This window comes from Halomonas sp. YLGW01, from assembly GCF_014840935.1.
Taxonomy (GTDB): Bacteria; Pseudomonadota; Gammaproteobacteria; order Pseudomonadales; family Halomonadaceae; genus Onishia.
Window position 1 is genome coordinate 2559898 of the sequence record NZ_CP062005.1, and the last position, 15590, is coordinate 2575487.

Sequence of the window (15590 nt, forward strand, 5' to 3'; positions counted from 1 at the left end):
GATGAGTGACGAGATCTCCCGCCGCGACCGCCTCCAGGCCACCGCCATCACCACCCTGTGGCGGGCCCTGGCCGGGCGAGGCCTTGACATCCTATGGCGATTGTCACGACTCGCAGGCCCGCTGGTGCACCGCTTCAGCCAGCGCGAGCGCCGGATCACCGAGGCCAACCTGTCGGTGGTCTACCCGACCACCAGCGAGGCCGAGCGCCGCCACCTGGCTCGCGAGAGCCTGACGCACTCCACCGCCACCATGCTCGAACTGGGCTTTGCCTGGATGGGCGACCCCGAACGGGTCGAGGCCTCGATCGTCGAGGTCCATGGCCGTGAACTGCTCGACGAGGCCCGGGCCGAGGGACGCGGCGTCATCGTGCTGGCGCCCCACTTCGGCAACTGGGAGGTGCTGAACTTCTGGCTCTCGGGGCACTTCCCCTTCACCGCCATGTATGAGCCGCCCAAGATCGCCCCGCTGGACCCGGTGATTCGCCATGGCCGCGAGCGCCGCGGCGCCGAGCTGGTGCCGACCACCCCCCGCGGCGTGGCGGCACTGCTCAAGGCGCTCAAGCGCTGCGAGGCCGTCGGTATCCTGCCGGACCAGGAGCCCGACTGGGGCAGTGGCGTCTTCGCGCCCTTCTACGGGCGCCCCGCCTATACCGCCACCCTGCTGCCGAAGCTGGTAGCCCGCACCCAGGCGCGGGTGGTCACGGGAGTGGCCAGACGGCTCCCCGGGCGCGGCTTCGCCCTTCACTTCCTGGCCGCCGACGCCCGGGTCTATGAGGCCGACGAGACCACCTCGGCCGGCGGCGTGAACGCCAGTGTCGAGGCCGCCATCGCCCTCGACCCGGCCCAGTACCAGTGGGAATACAAGCGCTATCGCAAGACGCCGGAGGAAGCCGCCGGCGACCCGAACTTCCGGCGCGCGCGTATCTACTGACTCCGAGCCCTCACGCCAAACGGTGCCTTAGCTCGGCTCACCGAGCGCCTTTGCGAAGGCCGCCGCGGCAGTTGACCAATCCTGCTGCTGGCCCCTCGCCACAGCGGCCCCCTCGCGAAGCCGCGCCCGCAGCTCGCCGTCCTCGAGCCAGCGGCGCAGCGCCGCGGCCAGGCCCTTGGCGTCCCCCGGCTCCACGGCCAGACCCGCGCCCTCGGGCAGGGTGTGACGCAAGGCTCCGCCGGTGGTGGTGATCACCGGCAGCCCATGGGCCAGCGCCTCGGTCACTACCATCCCATAGCCCTCGTACCAGGAGGGCAACACGAAGAGATCCGCCTCGGCGTAGTAGGACGCGAGGGCCTCGGGCGACCGGGTTCCCAGCAGATGCATCCATTCGCCGAGCCCTCGCGCCTCGATCATCGCCTCGATGTGGCTGGCATGCGCCGGATCGAGATCCAGCCCCCCGATGCAATCGCACTGCCAGTTGAGACCGGACAGCTCGGCGAGCGCCTCGATCAGCACCTCGTGGCCCTTTCGCGGGGTGAGGCTCGCCACGCACAAGAGCCGTGCCGGCTCGCATTCGTCCTCATGGCGGGTGACCCTTTCAGCCAAGGGGGCCGGTGCCACGCCCGGCTCGACCACGTGAATGCGCGAGGCGGGCACGGCGAAATCGGCCAGCCGCCCGGCCGTGAAGGCGCTGGTCGCGATTACCCGATGCATCGCCGCCAGCGCTCGGGTCTCGCTTTCGCGAAAGCCTTCCCGCTGACTGGCGCTCAGGCTGGTCTCGTCGGCGAGCGGGTGATGCATCAGGGCGGTGAGCTCGAGTCGGTCGGCATGGCGAGCCACCACCTCCGGCAGGCCGGCCATGACCATGGCATCGAGCACCACCCGGGCGCCGTCCGGCCGGTGCGTCAGGGCAGCCTCGAGGCTCTCGGTCGCCTGCTGATCGGGCATCGGGAATCGCCCGGCCAGCCCCTCGACCGCGACCTCCCAGCCACGTTCGCGCAGCGCCTCGGCGATACGGGCATCGTAGACATAACTGCCGGTGAGCTGGTCGGGGTCGCCGGCCACCAGCATGGTCATGGCGGGCGTTGGAGAAGGGGGTGACATCATCCGTGACATCCTCGTCTTGAAAGGGAAGGCCGAGCACCAGCATAACCCGGACTGGCAAGGGCGCGACAAGCTGCTAGACTGGCGTCACTCGCTTGACGGGGTGCCGGTGATGCCGGCTGAGACCACCCAGCGCCGTGCCCAGCACGCCACAGGGTGGATCCCGTTGAACCTGATCCGGCTCGTACCGGCGTAGGAATCAAGCGGTGACCGAAGAGCCGTGTGCTCATTCCTGCCCGGTCATGCCTGCCCTTCCCTATGCCGCCCGTGCCCCGAATCCAGACCGCAACGGAGGCAAGATGGGCTATCGCTTCAGTGACCTGACCGACGCCTGCCACCAGGACTGGCGCGCCTACCTGGAACACGATTTCGTGCGCGCCCTCGGCGCCGGCCGCCTCGACGAAGGTGCCTTCCGTCACTACCTGCAGCAGGACTACCTGTTCCTGGTCCACTTCTCCCGGGCCTATGCCCTGGCGGCCTACAAGAGCCGTACCCTGGCCGAGCTGCGTCAGGCCTTCGACGGTCTGAAAACCATCCTCGACGTGGAGCTCGACCTGCACATCGGGTTCTGCCGCGAATGGGGCATCAGCGAAGACGACCTGGCCCGGCTGCCCGAGGCCCGCGCCACCCTGGCCTACACCCGCTACGTGCTCGAGACCGGCCACCGCGGCGACCTGCTCGACCTGCATGTGGCGCTGGCCCCATGCCTGATCGGCTACGGCGAGATCGCCAACTGGCTGAACACCCAGGCCTTCACGGTGCGCGGCGAGGCCAATCCTTATGATGCCTGGATCGCCATGTACGAAAGTGACGACTTCCAGGCCGCGATGCACGACGAGCGCGCCTGGCTCGATGCGCGCCTCGCGGAGGTCAGCCCGCGACGCTTCCAGGAGCTGAGCCGCGTGTTCACTGAGGCCACGCGGCTCGAGATCGATTTCTGGCAGATGGGGCTGGATCGCCGCGACTGATCCCACTGCCATGAGCCCGCTGCCATTTGCTCCGCCAAGGGGCCTGCTGAAGAAGGGCTCGTAGCAACAGGCCGTTCGGTCGGGTGGTGCCGAACAGCTATTGAAGACCTCCACCGGGAGCCACGGCTCCCATCACTCGCTTGACGGGGTGCCGGTGATACCGGCTGAGATCGCCCAACACGCCTCACGCGTGGCAGGACGGATTCCGTTGAACCTGATCTGGTTAATTCCTTCGGGAGGGTACCAGCGTAGGGATCAAGCGACAGGCAGGCCGCCTTCTCATGAGTCCGACTCGCCGCCAGCCCCTGTCTCTCCTTCGCTTGTCCTCCCTGATGCTTTCGGGAGAACACATCGCATGAGCAACACCCAGCACTTCCTCAACGAACAGGCCCGCGTCGATGCGGCCGCCATCGCGCCCCTGCCCGGCTCGCGCAAGGTCTATGTCGAGGGGTCACGCCCGGACATCCGCGTGCCCTTTCGCGAAATTTCCCTGTCGCCGACCACCACCTCCGACGGCGTCGAGACCAACCCGCCGCTGCTGGTGTACGACACCTCCGGGCCCTACACCGACCCGGATGCCGAGATCGACCTGCGCCGCGGCCTGAACGCCCTGCGCGAGGCCTGGATCGATGAGCGCAACGACACCGAGTGGCTCGAGGGTCCCAGCTCCGAGTACGGCCGCCGCCGCGCCAATGATCCCATGCTCGCCCCACTGCGGTTCGACCTGACCCGTACCCCGCGCCGTGCCAAGGCCGGCAGGAACGTCACCCAGCTCCACTATGCCCGCCAGGGCATCATCACGCCGGAGATGGAGTTCATCGCCATCCGGGAAAATCAGCGTAGGCAAGCACTGGGGACGGCGGAGGTCGAACGCATCCTAGGCCATCAGCACGCTGGCCAGGGCTTCGGCGCGCAGCTTCCCGAGGAGATCACGCCGGAGTTCGTGCGTGACGAGGTGGCCGCCGGCCGGGCCATCATCCCGAGCAACATCAACCATCCGGAAGCCGAGCCGATGATCATCGGCCGCAATTTCCTGGTGAAGATCAACGGCAACCTGGGCAACTCGGCGGTGACCTCTTCGATCGAGGACGAGGTCGACAAGATGACCTGGGGCATCCGCTGGGGCTCGGATACCATCATGGACCTGTCCACCGGTCAGAACATCCACGAGACCCGGGAGTGGATCATCCGCAACGCCCCGGTGCCGATCGGCACCGTGCCCATCTACCAGGCACTGGAGAAGGTCAACGGGGTGGCCGAGGACCTGACCTGGGAGGTGTTCCGCGACACCCTGATCGAGCAGGCCGAACAGGGGGTGGACTACTTCACCATCCATGCCGGGGTGCTCTTGCGCTATGTGCCGCTGACGGCCAAGCGCGTCACCGGCATCGTCTCCCGGGGCGGGTCGATCATGGCCAAGTGGTGCCTCTACCACCATCAGGAGAGCTTTCTCTATACCCACTTCGAGGAGATCTGCGAGATCTGCAAGCAGTATGACGTGGCCTTCTCGCTGGGCGACGGCCTGCGCCCGGGCTCGGTGGCCGATGCCAACGACGCGGCCCAGTTCGCCGAGCTCGAAACCCTCGGCGAGCTGACCCGCATCGCCTGGCAGCATGATGTCCAGGTGATGATCGAGGGCCCCGGGCATGTGCCGATGCACCTGATCAAGGAGAACATGGACAAGCAGCTTGCCGAGTGTGACGAGGCGCCCTTCTACACCCTCGGCCCGCTGACCACCGACATCGCACCGGGCTATGACCACATCACCTCCGGCATCGGTGCTGCCATGATCGGCTGGTACGGCTGCGCCATGCTCTGCTACGTGACTCCCAAGGAACACCTGGGCCTGCCCAACAAGGACGACGTCAAGACCGGCATCATCACCTACAAGATCGCCGCCCATGCCGCGGACCTGGCCAAGGGCCACCCCGCCGCCCAGCGCCGTGACAACGCGCTGTCCAAGGCGCGCTTCGAGTTCCGCTGGGAGGATCAGTTCAACCTGGGGCTGGACCCGGACACCGCCCGGGACTATCACGACGAGACCCTGCCCAAGGACTCGGCCAAGGTGGCGCACTTCTGCTCCATGTGCGGGCCGAAGTTCTGCTCGATGAAGATCAGTCAGGAGGTGCGCGACGCTGCTTTCAAGAACGGGGCCAAGGACGCAGCCGCCGAGCATGGCCTCGAGGACGACCGTCAGGCCGTGATGAAGGGCATGGAAGAAAAGGCCGAAGCCTTCAAGGCCGCGGGCGCCCGGCTCTACCAGGAGGTGTAGAACCTAACCCGCCCCAAAACCCAAAAGGCCCCGCAATGATGCTCACATTTGCGGGGCCTTGCCGTTATCGCCTGCGTCAGGCGGAGCCAGGCGAGGTCGTGGGACGCGACGGCGACAAGCGAGCCTAGAAGCGGTAGGTAGCGCCTAGGCTAAAGCCGTCGAAGGTGTAGCTGTCTTCATCGAGATAGCGGATGTAATCGGCGCCAAACGACAGGTTGCGGCTCATGTCGAACTCGGCGCCGATGCCACCGGAGAAACCGCTCTCGCTGTCGTCGCCGTCGAATCTGACGTTCTCGAAGGACACCTCGCTGGCACCCAGCAACCCATAGAGCCGGAACTCCCGGGACACCGGCAGGAAGCCCTTGGCGAAGATGCCGGCCAGGTAGTCTAGGTCGATGTCCACTGGACCGATCGAATCCGATCCGCCGGTGGCCAGATGCCCCTCGAGGGCGAAGTAGTCGTTGAACTGCATGCCGGCGCGAAGCCTAAGCGCCTCACTCTCGGCGGAGAAACGACCGTTCGGGTCGAAGTCCCAAAACATGACATCGGCGCCCAGATAGGCCGCCGGGGTAATACTCATCTGCTGAGCCTGAGCGCTGCCGGCCATGGCTGACAATGCGACGCAGGCCACCACCGGCATCATGAACCATTTCATGCACCACCTCCTCCATCAGGAACCCTGATCAGGGCATTTCTTTGGAAATGCTCGACAAGCAGGGTTTTGAAACAGCGTTCTATATCCCTGTTCCAAGATGGTCCATTGCCGCTGATTGCGCCAGTAGATTCTCCCTCTCGTTTCTTTTCCCTCTTCCCCTTACCTCGAAGGTCATGACATGCCGGGCATGTGAAGGCTCACACTCGTCGACCCACCCTTCGTGCCCTCACCGCACGGTGCTTCGCCTGCCGTTACATGGCGCCATAGCCCAGTGGCATGCGGCTCAGGTTGTTCTCGATGCGCTTGACGCCCGGCTGGTTCTCGGCGGCCAGCTGCACCGCCTTCATTTCCTCATCGCTGGCCACCAGCCCCCACAGCTCGACCACCCCATCCTTGACGATGACGTTGACGCGCACGGTGTTGAGTTTCTCCTCCAGCTCCTTGTTGAGGGCCTCGCGCAGGCTGCGATCATCCACGGTGCCTTCGCTTGCCGGCGGCGTGCTGGCTAGGCCCTGCAGCAGATTGGCGCGGCTGACGATGCCCACCAGCCTGCCGTCTCGGGTCACCGGCACGCGCTTGATATGACGCTTCTCGAGCAACCGGGCGATCTCGCCGACCGTGGCACCTTCCTCCACCTGGACCACCGGGTGCGTCATGATATCCCGCGCCACCTGGCCGTGCGTCTTGATGTAGCCGGCGGCCGTTTCAGCCCCCGACGAGACCAGCGCCAGCCACCAGGGCGTCGGTTTCTCGGCCTGATTCTCGACGCGTCCCATCAGATCCCCCTCGCTGACCATACCCAGCAGGTGCAGGTCGTCATCGACCACCGGCACCGCACTGATACGGTGGGCGAGCAGCAGACGAGCGATCTCCTGAACTCCCGTCGCGGGGGAGACACTGACAACCGTAGGCGTCATCACATCGACAGCATGCATGGCACATCCTCCTGATGAATGCAGATGGCTCAGGCCAACCTCGTGCAGGGTGCCTGTCGGTTCGTCCCGGCACCGCGCGCAAGGAGGATAATCCCGCCTGGCCCTGATCAAACTCTAGTGCTGCCCTCTGGAAGCCACAAGCCAAGTTAGCGGCCTGGCATGAGGCCTTCGCAGCGTGAGTGAGCGACCACCTCCAGGCTGCCTTCTGGCTTCGGCAACGCAGCCTGGCGGTGAGTCATGACGGGGCCGGTGCGCCGGGGATTAGCCAAGCAGCGAGAGGATGATGCGCTCCCCGTAGCCCCACAGCAGCACGGTGAGGCCCAGCAGTACCTCCAGCATCAGCACCCCGAACCCCAGGGTGGTGCTCGAGACGATGAAACCGGCCTCTCGGTCGATATTGAGGAAATTGGGAATGCCCAGATACAGCAGATAGGCGGTGTAGCAGAGCCCGATGATGCCGGCCAGCAGACACAGCCAGATCAGCGGGTAGACCGCCACCAGACCGCTTAAAAACATCGGCGTGGCCACATAGCCCGCGAATATGATGCACTCGCTCTGTTTCGGCGGCGTCGGTGTGAAGCGCTTGGCCATGGCCCGGATCACCTTGCCCACCGCATAGACCGCGGCCAGGATCACCAGATAGAAGACGATCCCGGCACCCAGGGCATCCAGGTAGCCGAGGCGTATCGTGGTCTCGCCCCCCAGCCCCCACCCCACCTGGGTGGTACCGATGTAGGAGCAAAGGACCGGAATGGCCGCCAGCAACAACACATGATGCTCGTAGAGATGGGTGAGCGTCTCGCGCTCTTCCTTGATCTGCTTCCATTCGCGTTGCGGATGGGCCATCAGGCCCCAGACATGCGTCAGCATCGGGACACCTCCCTCTATCGGCAGACGAGGTCAGCAGGCGCCGACCTCAGGCACACGCAGACGATGCGTGATATCGGCAGTATAGACAGAGGCAGGAAGGAAGCGCCGACGACGGCTTTCACCGTCGTCTCAACGCTTTGGAACGATCAGAGAGACTCTGATCAGGAAAGGATCAGCGCAGCGAGGTCCAGAGCAGCGGCGCCTCGGGCAGGGCCGCATCCACCGACATCATCAGGCTCAGGGCCGTGATGGTCAGGATGGAGAAGCCGAAAACGCTCTTGGCCCAGCGCACTTCGTCCTGAGCGCGATAGCCCTTGCAGGCCAGATACAGCCAGTAGACGCCCATGCCCAGGGCGACGGCGAAGTAACCCGGCCCCGCATAGCCCGCGATGCTCAGCGCCAGGGTCGCGGGAATGAAGGCCAGGATCCAGCCGAGGATATGATGCTTGGCACGATGAATGCCCCGCACCACCGGCAAGACCGGGATCGACGCCGCGCGATAGTCTTCCAGACGGAAGATCGCGATCGCATAGGAATGCGGCATCTGCCACAGGCAGAAGATGGTCAGCAGCGTCATGGCCCCGGTATCGAAGGTGCCGGTGACGGCGCAGTAGCCCACCACCGGCGGCACGGCACCGGACAGGCTACCGACCAAGGTGCCGTACTCGGAGTGACGCTTCATCCACAGGCTGTAGACGCCGACATAGATGACGAAGCCGAAGGCCGCCAGGCCCACCGTCAAGGCATTGGTGCCCAGGGCCAGCAGGCCGAAGCCGGCAAGCCCCAGTCCGGTGGCGAACCACAGGGTGGCCGCCGGGGTCACCCGCCCTTGCACCAGCGGGCGATTCTGGGTGCGCCGCATCACGCGATCGATATCCTGATCGATGACGTTGTTGTAGGCACACCCGGACGCGATCACCAGTGCCAGTCCCACCACCGCCGAGAAAAACAGCAGCAGGTCGAACTGGCCCTGGGCGGCCAGGAAGTAGCCGCCCAGAACGGAGATCAGGTTGCCGCCGATGATGCCCGGCTTGGTGAGGGTCAGGTAGTCCTTGAGCATGGAGGGCGTCTGCGTCAGCCGATCATCATGTTGAGATGAAGATGATGCATGATCCACAAGGAACCTCCGATGACTAGGACCAGGATCGTCACGGTGAAGACGAAGGACATGAAGTTCCAGCCTTCATCGGCCTTGGTGTTCATATGCATGAACAGCACCAGCTGCACCAGCAGCTGGGCGACGGCTGTCGCCACGATGATGATCACGGTCGCCAGGGTATCGAAGGCCCCGGTCATCACCGCCCCGAAGGGAATGATCGTCAGGACGATGGACAGGATCAGGCCGATCACATAGGACTTGACGCTGCCATGGCTGTTGTCGTGAGACGCGTGTGAGCCACTCATATCACAGGACTCCCATCAGGTAGACGAAGGAGAAGACGCAGATCCAGACGATGTCCAGGAAGTGCCAGAACAGGCTGAGGCACATGATCCGCGGACGGGTGACATCGGTCAGCCCCTGCTTCTTGAGCTGCACCAGCATGACCAGGATCCAGATCAGGCCGAAGATCACGTGCAGGCCGTGGGTACCGACCAGGGTGAAGAAGGCCGACAGGAAGGCGCTACGATCCGGGCCGAAGCCCAGGTGGATCAGGTGCTGGAACTCGTAGAACTCCAGGCCGATGAAGCTCGCCCCGAGCAGGAAGGTGATGATCAACCATTTCTGCACCTGGGCCACGCGGCCGGCATTCATCGCCAGCACGGCCATGCCGTAGGTGAAACTACTGATCAGCAGCAGGAAGGTGCTGATCAGGATCAGCGGCAGATCGAAGATCTCGCCCGGCGTCGGGCCGCCGGCCGTGCCCCCGAGGAGCACGGCGTAGGTGGCGAACAGCGAGCCGAAGATCACCAGATCGCTCATCAGGTAGACCCAGAAACCAAAGATCTTGGTGCCCGCGGTATCGTGATGATCGTCGTGGTGGTCATGCCCGTGGGCATGACCTTGGTTGCTAAGAGTATCGGTTGCCATGATTAGCCCTGCATCTCCAGACGAGTTGAGTGCGCAAGATCACCCTTCTGCTTCAAGCGCTGGCGATGCTCGCGCTCGATGCGCTCCACTTCCGCCGCCGGGACGTAGTAGTCGACGTCCTCATTGAAGACGCGCGCGATGAAGGTGGCGAAGACACCGATGCCGCCCAGGATCGCCAGCCACCAGATGTGCCACACCAGGGCGAAGCCAGCGATGGTCGCGAACAGCGACAGGACCGGGCCTTCCCAGGTGTTCTTGGGCATGTGGATGTCCTGGTAGGGCGGTGCGGACACCGGCGGCACGCCACCGTTGGCCTGCTTGTCGTCCCAGAAGCAATCGACGCCTTTCACCTCGGGCAGGTGCGCGAAGTTGTAGAACGGCGCCGGCGAAGAGGTCGCCCACTCGAGGGTGCGCGCATCCCACGGATCGCCGGTCACGTCCTGGTTCTGCTTGCGATCACGGATACTGACGTAGAACTGGATCACGGTGCAGGCGATACCGGCGGCGATGATCAGCGCCCCGACCCAAGCCACGATCATCAGCGGCTGCCACTCGGGGTTGCTGTAGGACTGCATGCGACGCACGGCACCGAAGAAGGCCAGCACGTAGAGCGGCATGAAGGCCACATAGAACCCGATGAACCAGCACCAGAAGGAGCGCTTGCCCCACTTCTCGTCCAGGGTGAAACCGAAGGCCTTCGGGAACCAGTAGGTCAGGCCCGCCAGCATACCGAATACCACGCCGCCGATGATGACGTTGTGGAAGTGGGCGATGACGAACAGGCTGTTGTGCAGCACGAAGTTCGCCGCCGGCACCGACAGCATCACGCCGGTCATGCCACCCAGGGTGAAGGTGATGATGAAGCCCAGGGTCCACAGCACCGGAGAGGTGAACTCCAGGCGGCCGCGGTACATGGTGAACAGCCAGTTGAAGATCTTCACCCCGGTGGGGATGGCGATGATCATCGTCATGATGCCGAAGAAGGCATTGACGTTGGCGCCAGCGCCCATGGTGAAGAAGTGGTGCAGCCAGACGATGAACGACAGGAAGGTGATCGCCACCGTGGCCCAGACCATGGTGTTGTAGCCGAACAGGCGCTTCTTGGCGAAGGTCGCGATGACCTCGGAGAAGACACCGAAGGCCGGCAGGATCAGGATGTACACCTCAGGATGGCCCCAGGCCCAGATGAGGTTGACGTACATCATCATGTTGCCACCGAGATCGGTGGTGAAGAAGTTCATGCCCAGATACCGATCCAGGGTCAGCAGCGCGATGGTCGCGGTCAGGATCGGGAAGGAGGCGATGATCAGGATGTTCGCGCACAGCGACGTCCAGGTGAAGATCGGCATGCGGAACAGGGTCATGCCCTTGGTGCGCATCTTGAGGATGGTGACGAAGAAGTTGATCCCCGTCAGGGTCGTGCCTATCCCCGATATCTGCAACGCCCATATCCAATAGTCCACCCCGACCCCGGGACTGTAATCGAGCCCCGATAGTGGCGCATAGGCCAGCCAGCCGGTCTTGGCGAACTCGCCGGCAAACAGCGACACGTTGACCAGGATCACGCCCGATGCGAACAGCCAGAAGCTCAGGTTGTTCAGGAACGGGAAGGCCACGTCACGCGCACCGATCTGCAGCGGCACCACCAGGTTCATCAGGCCGATGACCATGGGCATGGCGACGAAGAAGATCATGATCACGCCGTGGGCAGTGAAGATCTGGTCATAGTGCGAGGGCGGCAGGAAGCCCTCGGCCCCGGCCGACGCCATCGCCAGCTGGGAGCGCATCATGATGGCGTCCGCGAAGCCGCGCAGCAGCATCACCAGCGCCACGATGAAGTACATGATACCGAGCTTCTTGTGGTCGATGGAGGTGATCCATTCCTTCCACAAGTAGCCCCACTTCTTGAAGTAGGTGATGGCAACCGCCAGCGCGAACCCACCCAAGACGATGCCCGTAATGGTCGTCATGATGATGGGATCGTGCGTCGGGATCGCCTCTAGACTGAGTTTTCCGAACATAATTTACTCCGCTGCCTCCGCGCTCATGGGCTTGCCGTGAGACTCGGCCGATTCGCCGTGACCGTCATCACTGTGGGCCGAACCGTGACCGAAGCCTTCGGCGTAGCTGTCGGCGAATTCGGACACACGTTGTTCGTGGTCACCGCCGGCATGGAAGCTCTTGATGATGCTCTCGTAGAGAGACGGGGATACCTCGGAGAAGTACTGGATCTCGTTGTCCTCGGAGGGCGCAGCGAGCTCATAGTATTCCTCGGGGAAGGTCAGGGACTCGGACGACTCACGCACCTCGGCGACCCAAGCCTCGAAGTCTTCCTGAGAACCCACATGGGCGTCGAAGGTCATGCCCGAGAAGCCGGCACCGCTGTAGTTGGTGGAGCGGCCGGGGTAGACCCCCTGCTCGTCGGCGATCAGGTGCACGTCATTGTCCATGCCGGCCATGGCATAGATCTGGCTACCCAGACGCGGAATGAAGAAGGAGTTCATTACCGAGCCGGAGGAGACGCGGAAACGCACCGGAGTATCCTCGGGGAAGGCCAGTTCGTTGACCGTGGCGATGCCCTGTTCCGGATAGATGAACAACCACTTCCAATCCAGCGAGACCGCCTCGATCACCATCGGCTCCTGATCGGTATCCTCGGCGACGATGGGCTTGTGCGGGTCCAGGCTGTGGGAGGTGTACCAGGTCAGCACCGCCAGGAAGGCGATGATCACGCAGGGCACGAACCACACCACCGCTTCCACCTTGTTGGAGTGGTGCCAATCCGGGCTATAGGTGGCATTCCGGTTGCTGCGACGATAGCGCCAGGCGAAGGCGAGGGTCATCGCGATCACCGGAATGACAACGATCTGCATCAGGCCGAACGCGGTCAGAATCAGGGTGCGCTGCTCCTCCCCGATCTGCCCCTTCGGATCCATCAGTGCCGAATCGCACCCTGTCAGCAACAGGGCAAGCGACACGAGCACCAGCGGACTCAGCACACGTAAGTACTTCTTTCTTCTCATCCTACGACCTCGTCAGGGCACGAAATCAGGCTAACCTTGTACGGATAGAAAATTAGCCAGCTAGTGTATGCGCAGAACCAAGAGAGCCACTTCCGGTGGGTTCAGGGACGGACCCTGCGGCCGTAAGCGGCAACCCATCGCTGCCACGCAACGCGACACGACCTCGTGCGTAAGGCATTTCCATTACGCAGGTCAGGCCTCGGTGGCCGGTATCCTCGGGGATAAGACACGAGTGCAACAGTGACGATTTGTCGCAGGGGGATGTCGCAGGGGGAGGCGGTTGAAGCCCTGTCTAACCACCTGGAATGCCCTGGCATGGAACGCCGGGGAAGGCAGAGGGGGCGGCGCGCCAAGGGGGGAGATAATTGAAGGGTGCGACATCGTGACCGGGAAGAGGAGGTCTGCTTATCGCACCAACGCGCACGCCTCGATGTCTTCGGCACAGCTCATCATGGGAGCGGGCGCATACGCAACCTAACGTTAGTGCAAAAAATTGTTAGACGCCTCATCCCCTTTGGTATCATGCGCGCCGGCAGTTTCCTGCGTCCCCCGGGTGCCCTCAGCTCCCACAACAACAGTCCCATCAAGGCAATTGTTCTATGTCTTCCCTCTCTCTGCGCCGCGCCTCCTCCGTTCTGGGCGCCAGCGTCCTGGTGGCCTCTGCCACCGCCCCCGCCCAGGCCGCCGGCATGGATCCGGCCTGGTCCTTCGCCAATGTCTCGGTGAACTACCTCGACTGGTCCGAGGGCACCGAGGAACGTACTGAAGATTTCGCCGCCAAGGGCGACTTCCCCTATCTGGAGCTCGAGGGCGGCGCCGGCTTCGCCTGGGGCGAGGTCTACGGCTTCTTCGATCTGGAGAACCCCGGCAACGACCAGTTCGACGAGGACAGCGGCGGCAAGGACAATTTCCGCACCGCCGGCAAGATCACCTCCCATATCTATCTGGGTGACTCGCCCTTCACCGTCTACGCCCATATCTACGACTTCCGCGACTATGGCTATAACGCCCGCGAGCAGGATCAGATCCTCGGCGTCGGCTATATCCACACCTTCGACAATGGCCTGTGGTTCAAGCCCTTCCTCGGCGCGGCACGGGTACAGAGCAATAGCTACACCGGCATGAACGGCTACATGGCCGGCTGGGTGCTGGGCTATGCCTTCGAGGCCCTGGACCAGGACTTCAGCGTCACCAACTGGCACGAACAGACCTTCGAGCGTGACGACGACTACCTCACCCAGAACTATTTCGGTCGCGTTGAGAAGGCGGAAAGCGTTGGCACCAACGGGGCGGTTTCTTTATGGTGGCACCCGATTTCGAGCCTGACTGCCGGCGTTCAGTATCGCTACGCGGATAACAAGCTGGGCACCCCCGAGGATTACCAGAACGCGGTGATCTACACGCTCAAGTACAACTTCCTGTAATGCAAAGGGCCCGGACCGCCATGCGGTGCGGGCCGCATTCGCTGCCATGAAGGACTTCCCATGACCATACTCATGAGCCTGGTGGGGATGGCGACGCTCATCCTGATCGCCCTCGTGTTTTCCACCAACCGACGCGCCATCCGCCTGCGTACCGTGGGTGGCGCCTTCGCCATCCAGGCCGGCATCGGCGCCTTCGTGCTGTACGTGCCCTTCGGCCAGGCGGTGCTCGAGACCATCTCCGATGCGGTCAGCCAGGTGGTGACCTATGCCAACGACGGCATCGACTTCCTGTTCGGCGGGCTGGCCGACCCATCCTCGGTGGGCTTCATCTTCGCCATCAAGGTCCTGCCGGTGATCATCTTCTTCTCGTCGCTGATCGCGGTGCTCTACTACCTGGGCATCATGCAGTGGGTGATTCGCCTGCTCGGCGGCGCACTGCAGAAGGTGCTCGGCACCTCGCGCACCGAGTCGCTGTCGGCCACCGCCAACATCTTCGTCGGCCAGACCGAAGCCCCGCTGGTGGTGCGTCCCTTCATCAATAACATGACCGCCTCACAGCTGTTCGCGGTGATGTGCGGCGGCCTGGCCTCGGTGGCCGGCTCGGTGCTGGCCGGCTACGCGGCGCTGGGCATTCCCATGGAATACCTGGTGGCGGCCTCCTTCATGGCGGCACCGGGCGGCCTGCTCTTCGCCAAGCTGCTGATGCCGGAGACCGAAACGCCCAAGGACGACGACGCCGACACCATCCAGCACATCGAGGACGAGGACAAGCCCGCCAACGTGCTGGACGCCGCCGCCTCCGGCGCCAGCTCCGGGATGCGCCTGGCCGCCAACGTCGGCGCCATGCTGCTGGCCTTCATCGGCCTGATCGCGCTGGTCAACGGCATCCTCGGCGGCGTCGGCGACTGGTTCGGCCTGGAAGCACTGAGCCTCGAGCAACTGCTGGGCTGGCTGTTCTCGCCGCTGGCCTTCCTGCTCGGCATCCCCTGGGAGGAAGCCACCCTGGCCGGCTCCTTCATCGGCCAGAAGCTGGTGGTCAACGAGTTCGTCGCCTACATCAACCTGGCGCCCTACATCGAGGGCGAACAGCTGGTTGCCGCCACCGGTGCGGCGATGTCGGCGCACACCGTGGCGATCCTGTCCTTCGCCCTGTGCGGCTTCGCCAACCTGTCCTCGATCGCCATCCTGCTTGGCGGCCTAGGCAGCCTGGCCCCGGGACGGCGCCACGAGATCGCCCGCTTCGGCGTGAAGGCGGTACTGGCCGGTACCCTCTCCAACCTGATGTCGGCGACCATCGCAGGGTTCTTCATCGCCCTGGCCGCCGGCTAGGGCTGACCCGCCTACGCTTCTTGCAAGAACTTCTTGCCAGAGCCTCT

14 protein-coding genes and 2 riboswitches are annotated in these 15590 nt (G+C 63.9%); of the genes, 5 read left to right on the forward strand and 9 right to left on the reverse strand.

What is annotated here, in order from left to right; translation table 11 throughout:
• Position 1 precedes the first annotated feature (1 nt).
• Positions 2-931: a lysophospholipid acyltransferase family protein gene (locus IEJ03_RS11770; protein WP_192035042.1), complete on the forward strand. Its 930-nt coding sequence runs from the start codon at positions 2-4 to the stop codon at positions 929-931.
• Between the two features lie 27 nt (positions 932-958).
• Here the strand turns inward: IEJ03_RS11770 and IEJ03_RS11775 are convergent, their stop codons facing one another.
• Entirely contained in the window at positions 959-2041 is a 1083-nt protein-coding gene (locus tag IEJ03_RS11775) for a glycosyltransferase family 4 protein (protein ID WP_242457952.1), read from the reverse strand.
• Between the two features lie 86 nt (positions 2042-2127).
• Positions 2128-2254: riboswitch (TPP riboswitch) on the forward strand.
• 83 nt (positions 2255-2337) lie between these two features.
• On the opposite strand from IEJ03_RS11775, the gene tenA reads away from it, so the two are divergent.
• Positions 2338-3006, forward strand: coding sequence for a thiaminase II (gene tenA / locus IEJ03_RS11780; protein WP_192035043.1), 669 nt, complete (start codon positions 2338-2340; stop codon positions 3004-3006).
• Positions 3007-3140: 134 nt separating this feature from the next.
• Positions 3141-3278, forward strand: a riboswitch (TPP riboswitch).
• An 83-nt stretch (positions 3279-3361) separates the two neighbouring features.
• The gene (gene thiC, locus IEJ03_RS11785; protein WP_192035044.1) at positions 3362-5278 is read left to right on the forward strand and encodes a phosphomethylpyrimidine synthase ThiC; all 1917 of its coding nucleotides are present in this window, start codon (positions 3362-3364) and stop codon (positions 5276-5278) included.
• A 124-nt stretch (positions 5279-5402) separates the two neighbouring features.
• Here thiC and IEJ03_RS11790 read toward each other — a convergent pair whose 3' ends face one another.
• The 8 genes from IEJ03_RS11790 to cyoA all read right to left on the reverse strand — a co-directional run bounded on the left by IEJ03_RS11790 (position 5403) and on the right by cyoA (position 12790).
• Positions 5403-5933 carry a porin family protein gene (locus IEJ03_RS11790; RefSeq protein ID WP_192035045.1) on the reverse strand — a complete coding sequence of 177 codons (531 nt, stop codon included), beginning with the start codon at positions 5931-5933 and terminating at the stop codon, positions 5403-5405.
• Between the two features lie 251 nt (positions 5934-6184).
• Positions 6185-6868, reverse strand: coding sequence for a CBS domain-containing protein (locus IEJ03_RS11795; protein WP_192035046.1), 684 nt, complete (start codon positions 6866-6868; stop codon positions 6185-6187).
• A gap of 261 nt (positions 6869-7129) precedes the next feature.
• Complete coding sequence (locus IEJ03_RS11800; RefSeq protein ID WP_192035047.1) at positions 7130-7738, reverse strand: Yip1 family protein; 609 nt, start codon at positions 7736-7738, stop codon at positions 7130-7132.
• Positions 7739-7910: 172 nt separating this feature from the next.
• Positions 7911-8798, reverse strand: a complete 888-nt coding sequence (gene cyoE, locus IEJ03_RS11805; RefSeq protein ID WP_242457953.1) for a heme o synthase — start codon at positions 8796-8798, stop codon at positions 7911-7913.
• 14 nt (positions 8799-8812) lie between these two features.
• Positions 8813-9142, reverse strand: a complete 330-nt coding sequence (cyoD, locus tag IEJ03_RS11810) for a cytochrome o ubiquinol oxidase subunit IV (RefSeq protein WP_192035049.1) — start codon at positions 9140-9142, stop codon at positions 8813-8815.
• A gap of 1 nt (position 9143) precedes the next feature.
• A complete protein-coding gene (gene cyoC / locus IEJ03_RS11815) occupies positions 9144-9767 on the reverse strand; it encodes a cytochrome o ubiquinol oxidase subunit III (protein ID WP_192035050.1) in 624 nt (207 codons plus the stop codon).
• A gap of 2 nt (positions 9768-9769) precedes the next feature.
• Positions 9770-11788 (reverse strand): cytochrome o ubiquinol oxidase subunit I, encoded by a 2019-nt coding sequence (cyoB, locus tag IEJ03_RS11820; protein ID WP_192035051.1) that lies wholly within the window; start codon positions 11786-11788, stop codon positions 9770-9772.
• Positions 11789-11791: 3 nt separating this feature from the next.
• Positions 11792-12790 (reverse strand): ubiquinol oxidase subunit II, encoded by a 999-nt coding sequence (gene cyoA, locus IEJ03_RS11825; RefSeq protein WP_192035052.1) that lies wholly within the window; start codon positions 12788-12790, stop codon positions 11792-11794.
• 599 nt (positions 12791-13389) lie between these two features.
• Between cyoA and IEJ03_RS11830 the strand changes: the two genes are divergently transcribed.
• Both IEJ03_RS11830 and IEJ03_RS11835 read left to right on the forward strand, forming a co-directional pair.
• Positions 13390-14214, forward strand: a complete 825-nt coding sequence (locus IEJ03_RS11830; protein ID WP_192035053.1) for an outer membrane protein OmpK — start codon at positions 13390-13392, stop codon at positions 14212-14214.
• A 60-nt stretch (positions 14215-14274) separates the two neighbouring features.
• Complete coding sequence (locus tag IEJ03_RS11835) at positions 14275-15543, forward strand: NupC/NupG family nucleoside CNT transporter (protein ID WP_192035054.1); 1269 nt, start codon at positions 14275-14277, stop codon at positions 15541-15543.
• Positions 15544-15590: the final 47 nt, after the last annotated feature.